Consider the following 21169-nt stretch of genomic DNA (forward strand, 5'->3'; position numbering starts at 1 on the left):
ACTCCACCACCATGTCGATCACCCTGCCGTCAGCTTGATGCCGACGGCGGTGACGAGAACGTTGACCACGAACAGGGCCATGAACGAGAACACGACGGTCTGGTTGACGGCGTCACCGACGCTCTTCGCGCCACCCTTGACGTTCAGGCCGAGGTAGGCGGCGACGAGGCCGGCGATCATGCCGAACAGACCGGCTTTGACTTCCGAGATCACGAGCTCCCCGAATCCGGTGAGCAGGGTGATGCCGTTGACGAACGCACCCGGGTTGACGTCCTGGATGTAGACCGAGAAGACGAAGCCGCCGAGGATGCCGATGGTGCAGACCAGGCCGTTGAGCAGGAGCGCAACGACGGTCGACGCCAGCACTCGTGGCACGACCAGGCGGTGGATCGGATTGATGCCCAGCACCCGCATCGCGTCGATCTCTTCGCGGATGGTGCGGGCCGAGAGGTCTGCGCAGATGGCAGTGGCTCCTGCACCCGCCACGATGAGCACGGTGACGATGGGACCGACCTGGGTCACGGTGCCGAGAGCGGCGCCGGCGCCACTGAGGTCTGCCGCGCCGATCTCACGGAGGAGGATGTTGATCGTGAAGCTCACCAGCACGGTGAACGGAATGGCCACCAGCACGGTGGGCACCATCGAGACCCGGGCGACGAACCACGCCTGGTCGACGAACTCGCGACGTTGGAAGGGCCTCGAAAAGACTGCCCTCAACGTTTCGCCCGACATCGTGAAGAACCCGCCGACCGCACGCAACGGCACCTCGAGGAGGTCTACCATCCGTCCTCCTCGTCCATGATCTCGCCCAGCACCGACTGTCAGTTCGAGCCCAGCCCCCCGACGGTCTGTGACTCAGGTCATATTAACTAGAACGTGTTCACCTGTCAAAGGTGGTCGCTCATCAGCAAGAATCGTCCCACATTCAGCACGCTCGGAGTGCCGAATTCGACCGAAATTCCGGGCGTGTCCCCAGCCGATCGAACTCGATGATTCGCGCCGAGCGGGAATCCGAGTCGTGGCCCTAAGATGTTATAGCACAAGAACTTTGAGAGAATTTCACCGCATGTCGGCGAACGGCGGATACACCTTCTGCAGCTGCCACGCACACGGGCCGACCTCGGCAGCTGCCGCGCCGGATGGGCAGGCGCGATCGAACTGGTCGACGACAGCAGAACTAGAACACGATCTAGTCATATCCGGCACACCTCTCGAACACCCCACCACGGTCTCCCGGCCCCCGTTCCGCCGCTCTTCAGTTGCCTTCAGTATCGCCCATCGCGCGGGCATTACCTGCGGAAACGATACGGAAACAACCTTCGTGTCGGTTATTCGACCCCGGCGACGCAGTCAGCCCAGTTCGCGTAGCGCCGCGGAGGCCGAGAACATGGCGGCAGGATCCCGATCCGCGAAATAGTTTCCGAGCTCGGCCGCGAGCGCACCGGGTGTCCACCGACCGTCGGCGGCGTCGAACCGCCGCTCCACGACCGGTGCCGCCATCAACGCCACCATCGGGCCGTAGACGACGAAGACCTGACCGTTCACCGAGTCGGCGGCGGGCGAGGCGAGGTAGGCGACCAGCGCGGCCACATGCTCGGGCGACAACGGGTCGATCCCCTCGGCCGGTGCCTCCCCGAAGACGTTCTCCGTCATCGACGTGCGGGCCCGAGGGCAGATCGCGTTGGCTCGGACGCCGTACCGGGACAGCCCGCGGGCCGCCGACAGCGTGAGCGCCGTGATGCCCGCCTTGGCGGCGCCGTAGTTCGCCTGCCCCTCGGGGCCCAGCAGTCCCGCCTCGGACGAGGTGTTGACGATGCGCCCGTACACCGGCGCACCGGCCTCCTTCGACTTGCCCCGCCAGTACGACGCGGCTGCGCGGCACAGCAGGAAGTGTCCGCGCAGATGAACCTTCAGCACCAGATCCCAGTCCTCGTCGGACATGTTGAACAGCATGCGATCCCGCGTGATACCCGCGTTGTTCACCAGGATGTCGAGGCTGCCGAGCCGGCTCTGCGCCGCCTCCATGATCGCGTCGGCGGTGGACCGTTCCCCGATGTCTCCTGCCACGAACTCGACCTTCGCGCCCAGGCCCCGGATCTCCTCGAGCGTTGCCTCCACGGCGTCGTTCGCGGCCAGGTCGTTGACGACGACGGACGCACCCGCGCGGGCCAGTGCGATCGCCTCGAACTTTCCGAGGCCGGATCCGGCGCCGGTCACGACGGCGACCTTGCCGTCCACGTTCACATCGCGGTCAGCCACAGCATTCATGAACACGCTCTCCTGGTTCTGTGCACTCGCCGGAGGTCGCGAAACACGACACGGCGGTAGGTCGACGTCACTGTAGAACGTGTTCTCATTCCGGGCAACAATCCTCAGGGGTGTTCGGTGAGCGCGGCCCTCGGACACTGGGCGATCGCCGTGCGCACGTCTTCCTCCCGGTCAGCGGGAGGAACGGCACTCGAAATGTGCAGCTGATCGTCGTCGTCGAGCTCGAAGATGTCGGGTGCGATCCCCACGCACACACCATTGGCCTCGCAACGGTCGAAATCGACTCTGACCTCCATGGTAACCCTCACTTCTCCTCGTCTCGTCACTCGTGGACCCAGGTGCCGCCGGGCTGTGGCGCACTCCGTTCCTGCGATAACACTAGAACCTGTTCCAGTCGTGTGCAATGATTCGTTCCACGACTGCGAGCACGCCTACCGGGCACGCTCCGGGGCCGGCCGGGGCCGACTCCGCGAATGCACCGCAGAGACTGGAACCTGTGCCAGATTTCAGCTGATTCCGCTCTCGGACTGGAGAGGTATTTCGATGCACATCACCTACACACCGCAGCAACAGCAGCTGCGGGAAGAGCTGCGCGCGTACTTCGCGAAGCTGATGACGCCGGAGCGTCGAGAGGCACTGGCCGCCACCACCGGCGAATACGGCGAGGGCAATGTCTACCGCGAGGTCGTCGCCCAGATGGGCAAGGACGGCTGGCTGACGCTCGGGTGGCCCAAGGAGTACGGCGGCCAGGAGCGGTCGGCCATGGAGCAGCTGATCTTCACGGATGAGGCCGCCATCGCCGGCGCCCCGGTCCCCTTCCTCACCATCAACTCGGTGGCGCCGACCATCATGCACTTCGGTACCCCCGAGCAGAAGTCGTTCTTCCTGCCCAGGATCTCGGCCGGCGAACTGCACTTCTCCATCGGCTACTCCGAGCCCGAAGCGGGCACCGACCTCGCCAGCCTGCGCACGACCGCCGTCAAGGACGGCGACGACTACGTCATCAACGGCCAGAAGATGTGGACGAGCCTGATCGCGTACGCCGACTACGTGTGGCTGGCGTGCCGCACCGATCCCGAAGCCAAGAAGCACAAGGGCATCAGCATGCTGATCGTCCCGACAACCGCCGAAGGCTTCTCGTACACCCCCGTCCACACGATGGCGGGTCCGGACACGAGCGCCACCTACTACCAGGACGTTCGGGTTCCGTCGTCCGCGCTGGTCGGCCCCGAGCACGGCGGGTGGGCGCTGATCACCAATCAGCTCAACCACGAGCGCGTCGCCCTGACGTCCGCCGGGCCGGTCCTCACCGCACAGCGTGAGGTGCGCGAATGGGCGCAGAACACCAAGTTGCCGGACGGCCGCCGCGTCATCGACCAGGAATGGGTGCAGATCAACCTGGCCCGGGTCCACGCCAAGGCCGAGTACCTCAAGTTGATGAACTGGGAGATCGCCTCGTCCACCGACCACGCGCCGGGCCCGGAAGCGGCGTCCGCCAACAAGGTCTACGGCACGGAGTTCGCCACGGAGGCGTACCGGCTGCTGATGGAGATCCTCGGACCTTCGGCCACGCTGCGGCAGAACTCCCCCGGGGTCCTGCTGCGCGGGCGACTCGAACGGATGCACCGGTCGTCGCTGATCCTCACGTTCGGCGGCGGAACCAACGAGGTGCAGCGCGACATCATCGCCATGACCGCCCTCGGCCTGCCCCCAGCGAAGCGTTAGGACTACGACAATGGACTTCACCCCCACCGAGGCCCAGCAGGATCTGGCCGGGCTCACCCACGGAATCGTCTCGGACCTCGTCACCAACGACCGGCTGCGCGAACTCGACAACGCGGACGACCGCCTCGATCGCCGGCTGTGGTCCGCACTCGCGTCGTCCGGCGTCCTGAGCGCCGCACTGCCGGAGTCGGTGGGCGGCGACGGTTTCGGCGTCCTCGAGCAGTGCAGCATCCTCGTCGAGCTGGGCCGCGCCGTCGCGCCGGTTCCCTACCTGTCGTCGATCGTGATGGCGGCAGGCGCGATCGCGAAGTACGGGACCGAACAGCAGCGTTCCGACTGGGGCACTCCGGCCGCGGATGGCGAGAAGATCCTCACCGTCGCGCTCGACGAGGAACTCAACGACACCCCGGGTGCGCCCGTCACGCGTGCCGAACGCGGCGCGGACGGCTGGACACTGGACGGCACCAAGATCGTGGTCGACGCGGCACCGTCCGCCGACCTCTTCCTGGTCCCGGCGACCACCCCGGACGGTGTGGCCGTCTTCCTCGTCCGCCCCGACGACGCCGGAGTGACCGTCACCCGCCAGCAGACCGTCGACCTGGCCAGCACCGGTGAGGTGACCCTCCACGGAGTGTCGCTGACCGAGGACCGCGTGCTCGGCGCCGTCGACCAGGGCGGCGAGATCGTGGACTGGCTCGTCGAGCGCGGCTCGCTCGGCGCCTGCGCATTTCAGTACGGCGTCCTCGACGAATCCCTGACACTCACCGCGGCCTACGCCCGCGAGCGGGTGCAGTTCGGTCGGCCCATCGGCAGTTTCCAGGCCGTGGCCCAGCGACTCGCCGACGGCTACATCGACGTGAAGGGCGTGCGGCTCACGCTGTGGCAGGCGGCGTGGCGGCTCAGAGAAGGCCTGCCCAGCGAAGGCGACATCCAGACCGCCAACTTCTGGGCGTCCGACGCCGGACACCGAGTGGCCCACACCCTCGTCCACGTCCACGGAGGCGTCGGACTCGACGAAGACCACCCCGTGCACCGGTACTTCCTCGCCGCCAAGGCACTCGAGTTCCGGCTCGGTTCGGCCACGCAGCAGCTGCGGATCCTCGGCGCCGAACTGGCCACCGTCCCGGCATGACCGCCACGCTCGCGCGCACGGTATCGGACCTGCTCCTCGGCGTCTCGAAGTCCGACGCCCAGGGCCTGTACTTCGAAGACCGGTTCCTGTCGTGGTCCGAGCACGTGCGGGCGAGCCTGCGGCGCGCCGCGATCCTCGACGACCTGCTCGATGCGCAGCGGCCCCGGCACTTCGGTGTCCTGATGGACAACGTCCCCGAGTTCTCCCTCCTCGCCGGGGCGGCGGCGCTGTCCGGCGCCGTCCTCGTGGGGCTCAACACCACTCGACGCGGGGAGGCGCTGGCCCGCGACATCGCGCTGGCCGACTGCCAGGTGGTCTTCACCGAATCCGGGCGGTCCGCGCTGCGGGACGGTCTCGATCCGGGTGTTCCCGTCGTCGACGTGGATTCGCCGGCATGGTCCGCCCTGCTCGCCGAGGAGCGTCCCGCATTCAGGCCGAGGGTCGCCGCCGCCAACGACCTGTTCATGCTCATCTTCACGTCCGGCACGAGCGGCGACCCGAAGGCGGTGCGCTGCACCCACGCGAAGATCACCGGCCCCGGCATCATGCTCGCCGAACGCTTCGGGTTGACCCCGGACGACGTCGTCTACATGTCGATGCCCATGTTCCATTCCAACGCCATGATGGCGGCATGGTCCGTGGCGCTCGCGGGACACAGCTCGATTGCGCTGCGACGGAAGTTCTCCGCATCCAACTTCCTGTCCGATGTGCGGAAGTTCGGCGTCACGTACGCCAACTACGTCGGAAAGCCGCTGTCGTATGTGCTGGCGACCCCCGAGATGCCCGACGACGCCGACAACACGCTGCGGGTCATGTACGGCAACGAGGGGTCCGCGCCCGCGGTCGCGGCGTTCTCGCACCGCTTCGGCACCGCGGTGGTCGACGGATTCGGCTCCACCGAGGGCGGTGTCGCCATCTCCGCCACCCCCGGGTCGCCATCGGGCTCGCTGGGCAGGCTCCCCGAGGGCATCGCGATCCTCGACCCCGAGACCGGCAACCCCTGCCCCCCGGCCGAATTCGATTCCGCCGGCCGGGTGCTCAACGCCGAGGTCGCGACCGGCGAACTCGTCAACGTCGCGGGGTCGGGGGCGTTCGCGGGTTACTACAACAATCCCGAGGCCGACGCCGAGCGGATCCGCGACGGCAAGTACTGGAGCGGCGACCTCGCCTACCGGGATGCCGACGGGTTCGTGTACTTCGCGGGACGCAGTTCCGGATGGTTGCGCGTCGACGGCGAGAACATCGGCTCGGCGCCCATCGAACGCATCCTGATGCGGTACGACGGCTTCGCCCAGGTGTCGGTGTACGCGGTGCCCGACCCCGACGTCGGGGACCGGGTGATGGCGGCCGTCGTCCCGACGCGTGACTTCGATCCGGTGGCCTTCACGAGTTTCCTCGACGCACAGTCCGATCTGGGGCCGAAGCAGCGCCCGAGCCTGATCCGGGTGTGTGCCGAGTTCCCGCGGACCGCCACGTTCAAGGTCCTCACCCGCGTGTTGAGCGCAGAGGCCGACAATTGCGCCGATCCGGTATGGGTCCGCGCCGGGTCCGCCTACTCCCGCACGTGAGTGGCAAAGTGTGCTGACGCACGCTTTGCCACTCACGTGCCTAGCGGAGCGTGTCGAGCCGCGACACCGCCGAGTCGAAGCCCTTGACGAGTTCGTCCATCACCTCGGCCACCGGACGGATCTCGTTCATCCGGCCCACGATCTGACCCACCGGCATCGCCACGACATCCGGGTTCTCGGACGCGGCGATCCGCTGATGCGCCTCGCTGACCAGCAGATTCTGCAGCGGCATCGGCAGCGGTGCCGGCGCGTCCGGCTTCGACCAGGCGTCGGTCCATTTGGTCTTGAGCAGGCGCGCGGGCTTACCCGAGTAGATCCGGGACCGCACCGTGTCGGCGGACGTCGCACCGAGCAGGGCACGCTGGATCGCGGACGGTCCCTCGGACGACGCGCTGCCGAGTTTGTACTCGGAGGTGGTGAGCCAGTACGACCCCATCCACACCCCCGCCGCCCCCAGCGACAGCGCAGCGGCGACCTGACGTCCACTGCCGATACCACCGGCCGCGAGGACCGCGGCGGAATCACCGATAGCATCGACGATCTCGGGAATCAGCACCATCGACGCGATCTCACCGGTGTGCCCACCGGCCTCGTACCCCTGCGCGATGACGATGTCGACACCGTTCGCGACGTGCCTGCGCGCGTGCTCGACGGCGCCGGCCAGCGCCGCCACCGGAACGCCCTTCTCGTGGGCCTGGTCGATGACATCTTTCGGGGGCGAGCCGAGTGCGTTGGCGATCAACGCAATTCGATGATTCAGGGCGACGTCCACATGTGAGCGCGCCACCGAGTGCAGCCAGCCGAGCACGCCGGTCGCGTGTTCGGCACCCGAATCGAGTGGCGGCACCCCCAGCTCGGCCAGGGTCCGGTCGACGAACGCGCGGTGTTCCGCGGGGATCAGCGACTCGAGGTCCACCGACGTGCCCTCTGTCGGAACCTTGGCGGGCATCACGATGTCGACGCCGTACGGCTTGCCGTCGGTGTTCTCGTCCATCCACGACAGGACGGCTTCGAGTTCCTCGGGGTCGTTGAACCGGACGCAGCCGAGCACACCCAGACCGCCGGCGCGGGAGATCGCCGCGGCCACGTGTTCGGAGGGAGTGAACCCGAAGACCGGGTACTCGATGCCGAACTTCTCGCTCAAACTCGTGTGCATTACGCGCCTTTGCTTTCGGGCGAACCGTTGCCGTTGTGGTCGTCGGCCGGACGGGTCTCGGTCTGTTCCTTGGCCCAGCGGTAGTCGGGCTTACCCGCAGGCGAACGCTTGATCTCGTCGACGAACCAGAGGCTGCGTGGAAGCTTGTATCCCGCAATCTCCTTGCGTGCCGCGTCGGCGATCTCGTGCAGGCCCGGACGCGCCCCTCCCCGGGTCTGGATGACGGCGGCGACACGCTGGCCGAAGCGTTCGTCGGGAATGCCGACCACGAGGGCGTCGAAGACGTCGGGATGCGACTTGAGTGCGCCCTCGACCTCCTCGGGGAAGATCTTCTCGCCGCCGCTGTTGATGGACACCGAGCCGCGGCCGAGCATCGTCACCGTGCCGTCCGCCTCCACCTGCGCGAAGTCGCCGGGGATGGAGTATCGAATGCCGTTGATCTCCTTGAACGTGGCCTTGGTCTTCTCTTCGTCCTTGTAGTAGCCGATCGGGATGTGCCCCTTGCGCGCCAGGATGCCGACCACGCCGGACCCGGGCTCCACCGGGTTGCCGTCCTCGCCGAGGACGGACGTGGACGCGTCGATCTTCACCGTCGGGCCGCCGCCGTGCGAGTCGCCCTTCGCGACCACGCTGAGGCCGCCGAAACCGGTCTCGGACGAACCGATGGAGTCGGTGATCATCCGGTTGGGCAGCAGCTCGAGGTACTTCTCCTTGATGCTGGGCGAGAACAGCGCCGCCGAACTCGCCATGAGGAACAGTGTCGACAGGTCGTAGGGTTCGCCGCTCGCCTTGTCGCCCTCCACCAGCGCGTCGAGCATCGGGCGCGCCATCGCATCGCCGGTGATGAAGATGAGGTTGACCTTGTGCTGATCGACGATCCGCCACACGTCGTGGCCGTCGAATTCGGGGTGCATCACGCATTTTCCGCCGCCGAACAGACTCTGGAACACCGCCCACTGGCTGCCGCCGTGGATCATCGGCGGGATCGGGAAGCGGGTCATGCCGGGGCTCTCGGCGCCCAGCTTCGCGAGGTCCCACTCGTCCTCGACGTACTCACCGGTCATGAAGTTGATGCCGCCACCGAGAACCCGCCAGACGTCCTCGTGACGCCACATGACGCCCTTGGGCTTTCCGGTGGTGCCACCGGTGTAGAGCATGTACAGGTCGTCGTTGCTGCGCTCGCCGAAGTCGCGGTCGGGGGAACCCTGCGCCAGCGCCGCCTCGTATTCGAGGCCCTCATAGGCGAGATCGGTGCCGTCCTCGACCACGACGGTGGTCTTCAGGAGCGGCGTCTCGGGGAGCACGTTCGCCACCTTGTCGGAGTAGCGGCGCTCGTGAACGAGCGCGACCATGTCCGAATTGTCGAAGATGTATTGCAACTCGTTCTCGATGTACCGGTAGTTGACGTTCACCATCACGGCACGGATCTTGAAGACCGCCACCATGGCCTCGATGGCCTCGATGGTGTTCCGGCAGTAGATGCCCACCTTGTCGCCGGGCTGGACACCCTGTTCGCGCAGGTAGTGGCCTAGGCGATTGGCCCTCTCCTCCATCTGCGCGTACGTCACTTCCCGATCGTCGGACACCAACGCGACGCGGTCCGGAACGAGGTCGATTGCGTGCTCTACGAGGTCTGCGATATTAAGGGCCACGTCAACAAAGTAGAACGTGTTACCGTTTCTGGCAAGACCCAATTTGAGAGCCAGCTCACACACCCTTCGGGAGACTTCAGTGTCCTCTACAACGACCGAGAAATCCGACATTTCGGCACAGTCGCCGCACTGCCTCGTGGAGAAGCGCGGACACGTCCTCATCGTGACGATGAACCGACCCGAGGCGAAGAACGCGCTGTCCGGCGAAATGATGGCGATCATGCGGGACGCGTGGGATCAGGTCGACTCCGACCCGGACATCCGGGTCGCCATCCTCACCGGCGCCGGCGGCGCATTCTGCGCGGGCGCCGACCTCAAGGCCATGACGTCGCAGCACCCCGGCGACTCGTTCTCCGGGGGCGGCTGGGACCTGTCCAAGATCGAGGCACTCCTCAAGGGGAGACGCCTCACCAAACCCCTCATCGCCGCGGTCGAGGGCCCCGCCATCGCCGGCGGCACCGAGATCCTGCAGGGCACCGACATCCGGGTCGCCGGAGAGAGCGCCAAATTCGGTGTCTCCGAAGCCAAATGGGGACTCTTTCCACTCGGCGGCTCCGCCGTGCGCCTCGTCCGGCAGATTCCGTACACCGTCGCAGCCGACATCCTGCTGACCGGACGGCACATCAAGGCCCCCGAGGCCAAGGAGATCGGCCTCATCGGACACGTCGTCCCCGACGGTCAGGCCCTCGACAAGGCCCTCGAACTCGCCGACCTCATCGCCGCCAACGGACCCCTCGCCGTCCAGGCGATCCTGAAGACCATCCGCGACACCGAAGGCATGCACGAGGAGGAGGCGTTTCAGATCGATGCCGCCCTCGGCACCGAGGTCTTCAAGAGCGCCGACGCGAAGGAAGGTCCCCGCGCCTTCTCCGAGAAGCGTGCGCCGAAGTTCGAGGGTCGCTGACCCTTCGGGCGAATGTACCGTTCGGCGCATCTGAGGCGCCCAAAGGTACATTCGCCCGAGATGCGAGGGTTATCCACAGCCCCCTACTTATCCACAGGCCTCATCAAATCGCCAGGTGACCGGACCTGCCGTCGGCACCGGGTGGGTCATCATCGACTGCATGCGACGGGGAGAGTGGGGGCATCGCCTCGAAGATCTGTACGGAGTGAGCCGGTCCGGAATCATCCGGACCGCCGAGTTGAGGCAGTGGGGTGTGTCGAATTCGGCGATCGACGCTCGATGCCGTCCGGGCGGGCCGTGGCAACGCATCCTTCCGGGTGTCGTGATGCTCGGCAACGGCCGGCCGACCGCACGTCAGCGCGCGGTGGCCGCGATCGTGCTCAGCGGCGAGGACGCAGTCCTCACCGGTCGTGCAGCGCTGCACGAATACGGGTACGGAACGTCCTACTCCGGCGATGCCCATGTTCTGATCGCCACGCATCGGCGCGTGCAGTCAACGGGCTTCGTTCTCGTCGAACGTACGACGCGGTTGCCGGCCCCGGTGACGCGCAATGGGCTTCCCTGCGCGCCGCTTCCGCGCGCGTTGCTCGACGCGGCACGACGGTGCCGCACCCTGGACAGCGCTCGATCCCTCATCGCCGAGGTGGTCCAGCGAGGCGAGGTGAGCGTCGCCGAGCTGATCGCAGAGTTGGACTCGGGTAGTGGCCGGGGTGCAGCACTCCCCCGTGCGGTGCTGCACGAAGTGAGTGCAGACGTCCACTCGGTGTCCGAAGCCGAAGCCCGCAGACTGTGGCTGCGCAGCGGACTGCCCCGAATGGTCTTCAACCGCAGGATCGTCGACGCCGCCGGACAGTTCATCGCCATGCCGGACGGATGGATCGACGACGTCGCATTCGCCTGGGACATCGACTCGCTCGACTGGCATCTGGCGCCGAAGGCCTACAAATCGACCGTCGAGCGCCGCACCCGGATGCAGAACCACGGCATCATCGTGCTGCCGACGCTACCGAGCGCAGTCCGCGACAACGCCGACCGAGTCATCGCCGACCTCCGATCGCACTTCCAGCTGGCGTCGTCCCGACCCCGGCCGGAGGTCCGGATGCTCACAGCGCGCGGCTGAATGTACCCTTCAGTGCCTCAGGTGCGCCGAAAGGTACATTCGCCCGAAAGCGGGGGTCAGCCGAGGACCGCCGCGGACAGTTCGCGGACGTGGTCGGCGTCGCGGCAGGACACGAGGAGCATGGTGACGCCGGCGTCGGCCCACCGTTTGACGTCGGCGCGGACTTCGTCGACGTTGCCGATGATCATGGTCTCGGTGACCATCTCGTCGGGGACGACGGCGGCGGCTTCGTCCTTGCGGCCTGCGCGGAAGAGGCGCCCGATTTCCTCGACCTGTTCGCCGTAGCCCATGCGGGTGTAGACCTGGGCGTGGAAGTTGAGTTCGGGGGCGCCCATGCCGCCGACGTACAGCGCGGTGATCGGTTTGAGGCCGGCGATGGCGGCGGCGCGGTCGTCGGTGACGATTACCTGACAGGTGGCCGCGACCTCGAAGTCTTCGCGGCTGCGACGGGCGCCGGGCCGGGCGAAGCCCTCGTCGAGCCATTCGTTGTACATGGGCGCGAGGCGGGGCGAGTAGTAGATGGCGAGCCAGCCGTCGGCGATCTCGGCGGTGAGTGCGACGTTCTTCGGACCTTCGGCGCCGAGCCAGATGGGGATGTCGGCCCGCAGCGGGTGGGTGATCGGCTTGAGCGGCTTCCCGAGACCGGTGCTGCCGGGTCCGGTGTAGGGCAGCGGGAAGTGCGGGCCGTCGCTGGTGACGGGTCCCTCCCGCGACAGCACCTTCCGGATGACGGAGACGTATTCACGGGTGCGGGCGAGCGGTTTCGTGAACGGCTGCCCGTACCACCCCTCGACGACCTGGGGCCCGGACACGCCGAGGCCGAGGATCGCCCGGCCGCCGCTGAGGTGGTCGAGGGTGAGTGCGTGCATGGCGGTGCTGGTGGGTGTGCGCGCGGAGATCTGGACGACGGACGTGCCCAGGCGGACGCGTTCGGTGCTCGAACCCCACCAGGCGAGGGGGGTGAAGGCGTCGGAACCCCACGATTCGGCGGCGAAGACGGCGTCGAATCCCTCGGCTTCGGCCGCGGCGATCAACTCCGGGACATTCGCCGGTGGCTGTGCGCCCCAGTATCCCAGTTGCAACCCGAGCTTCATCGTGTGCCTCCGCATCGACCGTCGTCAGAAGTGACCCTTGCCACAAACACTAGAACCTGTTCTACTCGAAGTTGTGAGCATGGGAAAGAGCGCGGTGGCTGAAAAATTCTCGAACGAACCGTTGAGCGCCCCGCTGAAACTTCAATTCGACTACACCCGATCGGTGGGTCCGACCATCGGCGCCTTCGTGACCGCGCTGCGCGACCGCAAGGTCATCGGCGCCCGCGGTTCGGACGGACGCGTCTACGTCCCCCCGCCCGAGTTCGACCCGAACACCGCCGAACCTCTCACCGACTTCGTCGGGGTCTCCGACGCCGGGACCGTGGTGAGCTGGACGTGGATGCCGGAACCGATTGCCGGACAGCCACTCACCACGCCTTTCGCGTGGGCCCTGATCAAGCTCGACGGCGCGGACACGTCCCTCGTACACGCGGTGGACGTCCACTCTCCCGCCGCCATGAGCACGGGCATGCGGGTCCGGGCGCGATGGGCGCAGGAGCGGGTGGGGCGCATCCAGGACATCGTGTGCTTCGAGCCCGGGGAGTCGACGAACGAACCCGAGCCGTCCTCGGAGTCGGAACCGGTCACGATGGTCACGACGCCCATCGATCTCGACTACATGCACTCCGCCTCCGCCGAGGAGAGCTACTACCTCCGAGGGTTGAAGGCGGGCAAGCTGATCGGTGGCCGCACCGGACCGGACGGCAAGGTGTACATCCCGCCGCGCAGCGCCAATCCCACCGACGGCATCCCGACGAAGGAGCAGGTGGAACTGCCGGACAGGGGCATCGTCACCACGTTCTGCATCGTGAACGTCCCCTTCCTCGGACAGCGGATCAAGCCGCCGTACGTCGCCGCCTACGTGCTGCTCGACGGCGCGGACATCGCGTTTCTGCACCTGATCCTCGACTGCGACGCCGCCGACGTGCGGATGGGCATGCGCGTGGAGGCCAAGTGGAAACCGCGTGAGGAGTGGGGCTACACCCTCGAGAACATCGAGTACTTCAGGCCGACGGGCGAGCCCGACGCCGAGTACGACACCTACAAACATCACCTGTAAGGGCGCGGCACAATGACAGATATCGCAGTCGTCGGGTTCGCGCACGCACCGCATGTGCGCGAGACCACCGGCACCACCAACGGCGTCGAGATGCTCGTTCCCTGCTTCCAGCAGCTGTACGAGGAGCTCGGAATCACCAAGTCCGACATCGGTTTCTGGTGTTCCGGGTCGTCGGACTACCTGGCCGGACGCTCGTTCTCCTTCATCTCCGCGGTCGACTCGATCGGTGCGGTTCCGCCGATCAACGAGTCGCACGTCGAGATGGATGCGGCGTGGGCGTTCTACGAGGCCTGGATCAAGATCATGACCGGCGAGGTCGACACCGCCCTCGTCTACGGCTTCGGCAAGTCGTCGGCGGGCAACCTCCGCAAGATCCTGTCGATGCAACTCGACCCCTACCTGGTCACGCCACTCGCCCTCGACTCCGTGTCGCTCGCCGGGCTGCAGGCCCGCCTCGGACTCGATGCCGGGAAGTGGACGGCCGAGGAGATGGCGGCCGTGGCCGCGCGCAGCCGGGCCGCGGCGGAGAGCAATCCGAACACCCAGCTGTCGGGGCACGTCGACATCAACGCGCTGCTCGCCAGCCCGTTCGTCGCGGATCCGTTGCGCGCCCACGACTGCGCACCGATCACGGACGGCGCCGCCGCCGTCGTGCTCGCCGCCGGCGACCGTGCCCGTGAGCTGTGCGAGCGGCCGGCGTGGATCACCGGGATCGAGCATCGGATCGATTCCCCGAACTTCGGCGCCCGCGACCTGACGGTCTCGCCGTCCACGACGGCCTCCGCCCGCGGTGCCACCGGAGGGGACGTCGGCGGAATCGACGTGGCCGAACTGCACGGACCGTTCACCCATCAGGAACTGATCCTCCGCGAGGCCATCGGACTGTCCGATGCGACGGTGATCAACCCGTCGGGCGGCCCGCTGAGCGGGAATCCGATGTTCGCCGCGGGTCTGGAACGCATAGGTTACGCAGCCAAGGCCATCATGGACGGCAACGCCGGGCGCACGCTGGCGCACGCTACGAGTGGTGCTGTGCTGCAACAGAATCTGGTCGCAGTCTTGGAGGGACGCAACTGATGGCGAATCAATTGGCCGCGGTGCTCGGCACCGGTCAGACGCACTACGTGGCGAAGCGGCACGACGTGTCCATGTCCGGACTGGTTCGCGAGGCGATCGACCGCGCGATGGAAGACGCGCGGGTGGGCTGGGACGACATCGACGCGGTGGTGATCGGGAAGGCCCCCGACCTGTTCGAGGGGTCGATGATGCCGGAACTCGCGATGTCGGACGCGCTGGGCGCCAACGGCAAACCACTCCTGCGCGTGCACACCGCAGGCTCGGTCGGCGGTTCGACCGCGGTGGTGGCGTCGAGCCTCGTGAAGTCGGGGGTGCACAAGCGGGTACTGACGGTGGCGTGGGAGAAGCAGTCCGAATCGAACGCCATGTGGGCGCTGTCCACCCCGATTCCGTTCCACATGCCGGTCGGCGCGGGCGCGGGCGGGTACTTCGCGCCGCATGTCCGCTCGTACATCCGGCGGTCGGGCGCACCCGATCACATCGGCGCGATGGTGGCGGTGAAGGACCGGTTGAACGGCAGCCTCAACCCGTACGCCCACCTCAAGCAACCCGACATCACGCTCGAGTCCGTGCAGGCCTCGCAGATGCTGTGGGACCCGATCCGCTACGACGAGACCTGCCCCTCCTCGGACGGCGCCTGCGCGCTGGTGATCGGCAACGAGGAGGCTGCCGAGCAGGTCATTGCGGACGGTCGTGAGGTGGCGTGGATTCACGCCACTGCGATGCGCACCGAGCCCACCACGTTCGCGGGACGCGACCAGGTGAATCCGCAGGCCGGCCGGGACGCCGCGGCCGCACTGTGGAGGGCAGCGGGCATCAAGGATCCGCTCGACGAGATCGACGTCGCCGAAATCTACGTCCCCTTCTCCTGGTTCGAACCGATGTGGCTCGAGAATTTGGGCTTCGTCTCGGAGGGCGAGGGTTGGAAACTCACCGAGGCGGGCGAGACGGCGATCGGCGGCCGGCTGCCGCTCAATGCGTCCGGCGGCGTCCTGTCGTCCAACCCCATCGGCGCCTCGGGCATGATCCGGTTCGCCGAGTCGGCGATGCAGGTCATGCACCGCGCCGGCGACCATCAGGTGAAGGACGCACGCAAGGCACTCGGCCACGCCTACGGCGGCGGTTCGCAGTACTTCTCGATGTGGGTGGTCGGTTCCGACCGGCCGAACAAATAGGAGCGGGACATCACCATGAAGTTCACCGTCGGCATCGCCATGAATCCCCTCGACCAACTGATCGCTCTCGCGAAAACAGCTGAGGAGTGCGGATTCTCGTCCATCGCACTCCCCGACTCACTGTTCTTCATGGAGAAGCAGAGCGCCGACTACCCGTACACACCGGACGGCTCGCGGATGTGGAACGAGGAGACGCCGTGGGTGGATCCGCTGATCGCGGCGGCCGCGATGGGTGCGGTGACGTCGAAGATCGAGTTCTACACCCAGGTCCTCAAGCTGGGTTCCCGCAACCCGGTACTCCTCGCCCGTCAGGTCGGTTCGGTGGCCAACCTCATCGGTAACCGTTTCGGTTTCGGCGTCGGGATCGGCTGGGCACCGGAGGAATTCGAATGGTGCGGAGTGCCGTACGCGAAGCGCGGCGCGCGCGTCGACGAGATGATCGACGTCATCAAGCTGATCCTCGGCGGCGGGATGGTCGAGTATCACGGTGAGTTCTACGACTTCGACCGACTGCAGATGAGCCCGGCGCCGACGAAACCGGTGCCGTTCTACGTCGGCGGACACACCGACGTCGCGCTGCGCCGCGCCGCGCGGGTGGGCGACGGCTGGACGTCCGCGATGATCAAGTTCGACGATCTCGTCCAGGTCATCGCGCGATTGCGGGAACTCCGCGAGGAGTACGGCCGCGCCGATCTGCCGTACGAGATCCAGACCGTGTGCATCGACCGCTTCGGGAAGGACGGTTACGCCGAGTTGGCGGATGCCGGCGTGACCGACACGATCGTCGTCCCGTGGGTTTTCGACGGCATCGGCTTCGACGGACCGCTCGAGGCCAAGCAGGAGTCGCTGCGCAAATTCGCCGATCAGTACATCGGATAGGGGTGTGGACATGACGACGACCGACCATCCCGCCCGCCTCGCCGGGCAGGCTTCCCGCGAGGCGGCCAGCGGCAGGCGCAAGGACGAGTGGCTTGCCCTGTTCGCCGAGGACGCCTGTGTCGAAGACCCGGTCGGCCCTTCGGGTTTCGACCCTGAGGGCAAGGGTCACCACGGACTCGACGCGATCTCCCGGTTCTACGACATGACGATCGCGACCACCGAATCGCTCGAGTTCCTCATCACCGATTCACTGGTGTGCGGGAACGAGAACGTGAACATCGGGACCATCCGGTCCACGGTGGCCGGATCCCAGATCGACGCCGAGGGCGTGTTCATCTACCGCGTGAACGAGGACGGCAAGATCACGTCCCTGCGGGCCTTCTGGGAGGTCGACCGGGCGATGAAGACACTGCGCAAGGCCTGAACGCCCCGAATCACGTGCCGGCGTCGTCGATGTGCCGGACGAAGAGGATCCCGTCGAGCTCGCCGACGCCGGCGGGGTCCAGCGGGAAGTACGTGGAGTTGCCCGACGGATCGGCGCGCTTCTCCACATCTCCGATCCTGCGCGCCACCGGCGCGGCAGGCACGAGACAGCTCTCCCCGACCGCGAAGAGCCGATCCTCGAGGGTTCCGGGTGGCGGCTGCCCGATACCGTGACCCGGCGCCTCCCCGACGGCCGAACCGATGACCGTGTAGGCGTCGCCGAGCCGCACGTCCAGATGAGCGCCGGCGCACCACCAGTGCAGATGCAGTCCGGCGAGATCCCAGTGGGTTTCACCCTTCGACAGATGGCCGTTGTGAGCGAAGACGAACGTCGGGCCTCGATCGGCCTCCCTCTGCACCACCGCGGACAGGTTGTCCGCCATGAGGGTGTCGCGGATTCCCAGGAGCCGGGCGATGCGGCGTGGCGAGTTCTCAGCCATGCCTGCGTGATAACTGAGCAGGCAGGTCGCGACGCGACCGTGAAGCTCGGCCTCCCACACTTCGTCTCGCGTGCCGTCGGCCACGAGGCGGGGCGTCTGCGACGCGAGCAGGGTCATCAGGTCGTCGGCGATGAGACGCAACTCGACGGCCTCGGGGGTGGTACCGACGGCCTGGGTCGGGTCCATCGCGACAGCCGGGTTGCTCCAGCGGTCGTCGTCGCCGATCAGTGCGGAGATCCTGCCCGGAGTGCAGGGCAGATCCTGCTCGTCGAGGTGGGTCCTCAGGTAGGTGTCGAGGAAGGTCAGGGCCTGCCTCGGGCTGTCTGCCGACGTCATCTCGATGGGGGCGTCGAATCCGGAGAATCGGAGTTGCTCGTCCGGTTCGCGCCGACGGTTGTATTCGGCCATCCACCCGATCAGGTCGCGGTTCGCCCGGGACTCACCGAAGCCGTGGCTGAAACCGCGTTCCATGATGTCGTCGAGTGGCCGGCGGTCCGGACCCCGCACGAAAGAGTCGACGAGTAGCCCCTTCAGGCAACTGCTTTCGATCGCGATGGACCGGTAGCCCTCATGTTCGACGAGGAACCGGAACATCTGATTGCGGAGCAGCAGAAAGCTCTCCTCCCCGCGCATGGGCTCGCCGAACCCGAGCAGTCGGGGCGCGGGGTCCAGGCGGCGGAGGAATGCGCCGAGGGCAGCGGTCACGCTCGGGTCCCCCGGTGCCGAGAAAACGGCACCCACGTCGCGGACGGTGGCCTGCACGGTCATGACCTGCTCCCACCTTCCTCGATCAGAAAGAGAACAGCGGCGTCGGAGAGGATGAGGGTGCCCTCCGACGCCGCTGAATCAGGGGGTCAGTGTATGACCGGGCAACCGCCTGACGCAGTCTTGTAATCGACCTGAAATTCCTTGATACCGTTGAGCCAGCCCGAGCGCAACCGCCGCGGATCTCCCAGCTTACTGATATCGGGCAGGTGATCCGCAATCGCATTGAAGATCAGGTCGATCTCGAGTCGCGCCAGGTTGGCGCCGAGGCAGAAGTGGGCGCCCGTTCCGCCGAATCCGACGTGCGGGTTGTTCTCCCGCATGATGTCGAACTTCTCCGGGTTCTCGAACGCGTCTTCGTCGAAATTCGCGGAGCCGTAGAGCATTACGACTCGTTGCCCCTTCTTGATCTGCACTCCGCCGAGTTCGGTGTCTTCCAGTGCGGTGCGCTGGAACGAGTTGACCGGAGTCGCCCACCGGACGATCTCGTCCGCCGCCGTCTTGGGACGCTCCTTCTTGTAGAGCTCCCACTGATCGGGATGGTCCAGGAACGCCATCATGCCGTGTGTGATGGCATTGCGCGTGGTCTCGTTGCCGGCGACCGCCAGCAGGATCACGAAGAAGCCGAATTCCTCGGGAGAAAGCTCATTTCCATCGATGTCCGCCTCGATCAGCGTCGTGACGATGTCTTCGGCGGGGCACTTCTTGCGCTCGTCCGCCATCTGGTACGCGTAGCCGAGGATCTCCATCGACGCGGCCTGCGGGTCGATGTCCAGTTCGGGGTCGTCGTAGCCCGTCATCTGGTTCGACCAGTCGAACACCTTCAGTCGATCCTCCTGCGGCACACCGAGCAGTTCGGCGATCGCCTGCAGAGGAAGCTCACACGCCACCTGGGTGACGAAGTCGCCGGCCCCCGATTCGGCGGCAGCCTTCACGATCTTCTCGGCGCGCTCGGTGAGTTCCTCGCGCAGGCTGTTGATTGCGCGGGGCGTGAAGCCGCGGGAGACGAGCTTGCGGAGCTTGGTGTGCTCGGGAGCGTCCTTGTTTATGAGGATGAAACGCTGCATCTCGATGTTCTCGCGCGGAATGTCGTCGGCGAAGCGCACGATCGCGGTGTTCTCATGCGTGGAGAAGACATCGCTGCGCCGCGACACCTCCTTGACGTCCTCGAGCTTGCTGACGACCCAGTAGCCGTCATCGTGGAAGCCACCGATCTCCGGCGGCTGCGGGTTCCACCAGATCGGGGCAGTCTTCCGCAGTTCGGCGAACTCCTGGTACGGGATGCGCTCTGCGTAGATGTCCGGGTCGGTGAAGTCGAAACCCTCTGGAAGATTGGGCTGCGCCACTGCTGTCTCCTGCCCTAAGCCATACACCACTCCGTGATGTGGAACACGTTCTACTAGCATTGAAGCACAAGCCGGGCGACTAGCAAAGGAAAGCTCATTCAGACCTTGCCCGGATAGCAGAACCTGTTCTATTTTCTGAGAACAAGGAAAGGAGCCCACCGTGGGCACACCAGTAATCGTCGAAGCAGTACGCACCCCGATCGGAAAGCGCGGTGGCTGGCTCGCCGGATTGCACGCCGCCGAGATCCTCGGTGCCGCTCAGCGGGGCATCCTCGACCGCTCCGGCATCGACCCCGAACTGGTGGAGCAGGTGATCGGTGGATGCGTCACCCAGGCGGGCGCGCAGTCGAACAACATCACCCGGACCGCGTGGCTGCACGCCGGACTGCCCTGGCAGGTCGGCGCCACCACGATCGACTGCCAGTGCGGCTCCGCGCAGCAGGCCAACCACCTGATCGCGGGATTGATCGCCACCGACGCGATCGACGTCGGAATCGCCTGCGGCATCGAAGCGATGAGCCAGGTGCCGCTCGGGGCGAACGTCGGCGAGAACGCCGGGCCGCGCAGGCCCACGGACTGGGACATCGACATGCCCAACCAGTTCGAGGCCGCCGAGCGCATCGCCCGTCGCCGCGGAATCACCCGCGCGGACGTCGAGGCTCTCGGAGTCCGTTCGCAGGCACGCGCCAAGCAGGCGTGGGACGAAGGGCGTTTCGACCGGGAAGTGTTGCACGTGACCGCACCCGTGGTGGACAAGGAAGGCAACCTCACCGGGGAGACCCGGGTCGTGACGCGCGATCAGGGACTGCGCGATACCACCGCGGAGTCGCTCGCCAAGCTGAAGCCCGTCCTCGAGGGCGGCATCCACACGGCGGGCACGTCCTCGCAGATCTCCGACGGTGCCGCCGCCGTCATGCTGATGGACGAGGCCAGGGCGCGTGCTCTCGGCCTGACGCCCCGGGCCCGCATCGTCTCCCAGGCGCTGGTCGGCTCCGAACCCGAATTCCACCTCGACGGGCCCGTCCAGGCCACGGCGCGCGTCCTCGAACGCAGCGGCATGAAGATCGGCGACCTGGACCTGTTCGAGGTGAACGAGGCCTTCGCCTCGGTGCTGCTGTCGTGGGCGTCGGTGCACGAGCCCGACACGGACAGGGTCAACGTCAACGGCGGTGCGCTCGCACTCGGACATCCCGTGGGCAGCACCGGGTCTCGACTCATCACCACCGCGCTGCACGAACTCGAGCGCACCGACGGATCGACGGCACTGATCACGATGTGCGCCGGCGGGGCGCTCGCCACCGGCACCATCATCGAGCGGATCTAGG

The 21169-nt window shown here is 66.6% G+C and carries 19 protein-coding genes; 11 read left to right on the forward strand and 8 right to left on the reverse strand.

Features of this window, described 5'->3' with window-relative positions; all coding sequences use genetic code 11:
- Positions 1-18: 18 nt before the first annotated feature.
- The 3 genes from WKC72_RS37115 to WKC72_RS37125 form a co-directional block, all read right to left on the reverse strand.
- Positions 19-783 carry an ABC transporter permease gene (locus WKC72_RS37115; RefSeq protein ID WP_015888557.1) on the reverse strand — a complete coding sequence of 255 codons (765 nt, stop codon included), beginning with the start codon at positions 781-783 and terminating at the stop codon, positions 19-21.
- A 567-nt stretch (positions 784-1350) separates the two neighbouring features.
- Positions 1351-2268 (reverse strand): 3-oxoacyl-ACP reductase, encoded by a 918-nt coding sequence (locus WKC72_RS37120; protein ID WP_037241591.1) that lies wholly within the window; start codon positions 2266-2268, stop codon positions 1351-1353.
- 104 nt (positions 2269-2372) lie between these two features.
- Positions 2373-2564 (reverse strand): ferredoxin, encoded by a 192-nt coding sequence (locus WKC72_RS37125; RefSeq protein ID WP_005262894.1) that lies wholly within the window; start codon positions 2562-2564, stop codon positions 2373-2375.
- A 247-nt stretch (positions 2565-2811) separates the two neighbouring features.
- Here WKC72_RS37125 and WKC72_RS37130 point away from each other — a divergent pair, with 247 nt between their 5' ends.
- From WKC72_RS37130 to WKC72_RS37140, 3 genes are read left to right on the forward strand one after another with little or no spacing between them, the layout of a single operon-like run.
- Positions 2812-3993: an acyl-CoA dehydrogenase family protein gene (locus WKC72_RS37130; protein WP_037241593.1), complete on the forward strand. Its 1182-nt coding sequence runs from the start codon at positions 2812-2814 to the stop codon at positions 3991-3993.
- Positions 3994-4003: 10 nt separating this feature from the next.
- On the forward strand, positions 4004-5125 hold the full coding sequence (locus tag WKC72_RS37135; RefSeq protein WP_370181261.1) for an acyl-CoA dehydrogenase family protein: 1122 nt from the start codon (positions 4004-4006) through the stop codon (positions 5123-5125).
- Entirely contained in the window at positions 5122-6693 is a 1572-nt protein-coding gene (locus WKC72_RS37140; protein ID WP_370181262.1) for a long-chain-fatty-acid--CoA ligase, read from the forward strand. Before WKC72_RS37135 ends, WKC72_RS37140 begins: the two co-directional genes overlap by 4 nt.
- Before the next feature lie 40 nt (positions 6694-6733).
- On the opposite strand, the gene WKC72_RS37145 is transcribed toward WKC72_RS37140, so the two are convergent.
- Together WKC72_RS37145 and WKC72_RS37150 are read right to left on the reverse strand one after the other, a co-directional pair.
- Positions 6734-7849, reverse strand: coding sequence for a nitronate monooxygenase family protein (locus tag WKC72_RS37145; protein ID WP_268791668.1), 1116 nt, complete (start codon positions 7847-7849; stop codon positions 6734-6736).
- Positions 7849-9501: an acyl-CoA synthetase gene (locus WKC72_RS37150; RefSeq protein WP_370181263.1), complete on the reverse strand. Its 1653-nt coding sequence runs from the start codon at positions 9499-9501 to the stop codon at positions 7849-7851. Before WKC72_RS37150 ends, WKC72_RS37145 begins: the two co-directional genes overlap by 1 nt.
- 79 nt (positions 9502-9580) lie before the next feature.
- On the opposite strand from WKC72_RS37150, the gene WKC72_RS37155 reads away from it, so the two are divergent.
- Positions 9581-10405 carry a crotonase/enoyl-CoA hydratase family protein gene (locus WKC72_RS37155; protein WP_037241611.1) on the forward strand — a complete coding sequence of 275 codons (825 nt, stop codon included), beginning with the start codon at positions 9581-9583 and terminating at the stop codon, positions 10403-10405.
- A 160-nt stretch (positions 10406-10565) separates the two neighbouring features.
- Complete coding sequence (locus tag WKC72_RS37160; RefSeq protein ID WP_370184646.1) at positions 10566-11525, forward strand: hypothetical protein; 960 nt, start codon at positions 10566-10568, stop codon at positions 11523-11525.
- A gap of 56 nt (positions 11526-11581) precedes the next feature.
- On the opposite strand, the gene WKC72_RS37165 is transcribed toward WKC72_RS37160, so the two are convergent.
- Complete coding sequence (locus WKC72_RS37165; protein WP_037241614.1) at positions 11582-12619, reverse strand: LLM class F420-dependent oxidoreductase; 1038 nt, start codon at positions 12617-12619, stop codon at positions 11582-11584.
- A 79-nt stretch (positions 12620-12698) separates the two neighbouring features.
- Between WKC72_RS37165 and WKC72_RS37170 the strand changes: the two genes are divergently transcribed.
- The 5 genes from WKC72_RS37170 to WKC72_RS37190 are packed head-to-tail and all read left to right on the forward strand — an operon-like array spanning position 12699 to position 17234.
- Entirely contained in the window at positions 12699-13679 is a 981-nt protein-coding gene (locus WKC72_RS37170) for a Zn-ribbon domain-containing OB-fold protein (RefSeq protein ID WP_037241617.1), read from the forward strand.
- Positions 13680-13691: 12 nt separating this feature from the next.
- On the forward strand, positions 13692-14756 hold the full coding sequence (locus WKC72_RS37175; RefSeq protein ID WP_037241620.1) for a thiolase domain-containing protein: 1065 nt from the start codon (positions 13692-13694) through the stop codon (positions 14754-14756).
- Entirely contained in the window at positions 14756-15931 is a 1176-nt protein-coding gene (locus WKC72_RS37180; RefSeq protein ID WP_370181264.1) for a thiolase domain-containing protein, read from the forward strand. Before WKC72_RS37175 ends, WKC72_RS37180 begins: the two co-directional genes overlap by 1 nt.
- Positions 15932-15946: 15 nt before the next feature.
- Positions 15947-16810, forward strand: a complete 864-nt coding sequence (locus WKC72_RS37185; RefSeq protein ID WP_370181265.1) for a TIGR03619 family F420-dependent LLM class oxidoreductase — start codon at positions 15947-15949, stop codon at positions 16808-16810.
- Positions 16811-16820: 10 nt separating this feature from the next.
- A complete protein-coding gene (locus WKC72_RS37190) occupies positions 16821-17234 on the forward strand; it encodes a nuclear transport factor 2 family protein (RefSeq protein WP_037242449.1) in 414 nt (137 codons plus the stop codon).
- A 10-nt stretch (positions 17235-17244) separates the two neighbouring features.
- Here the strand turns inward: WKC72_RS37190 and WKC72_RS37195 are convergent, their stop codons facing one another.
- Positions 17245-18501, reverse strand: a complete 1257-nt coding sequence (locus WKC72_RS37195) for an erythromycin esterase family protein (RefSeq protein ID WP_370181266.1) — start codon at positions 18499-18501, stop codon at positions 17245-17247.
- Positions 18502-18587: 86 nt separating this feature from the next.
- Positions 18588-19844: a cytochrome P450 gene (locus tag WKC72_RS37200; RefSeq protein ID WP_037241633.1), complete on the reverse strand. Its 1257-nt coding sequence runs from the start codon at positions 19842-19844 to the stop codon at positions 18588-18590.
- A gap of 160 nt (positions 19845-20004) precedes the next feature.
- Between WKC72_RS37200 and WKC72_RS37205 the strand changes: the two genes are divergently transcribed.
- Entirely contained in the window at positions 20005-21168 is a 1164-nt protein-coding gene (locus WKC72_RS37205; RefSeq protein WP_370181267.1) for a steroid 3-ketoacyl-CoA thiolase, read from the forward strand.
- Position 21169 lies beyond the last annotated feature (1 nt).

Origin of the sequence: Rhodococcus wratislaviensis (genome assembly GCF_041228765.1) — a bacterium.
Taxonomy (GTDB): Bacteria; Actinomycetota; Actinomycetes; order Mycobacteriales; family Mycobacteriaceae; genus Rhodococcus_F; species Rhodococcus_F wratislaviensis.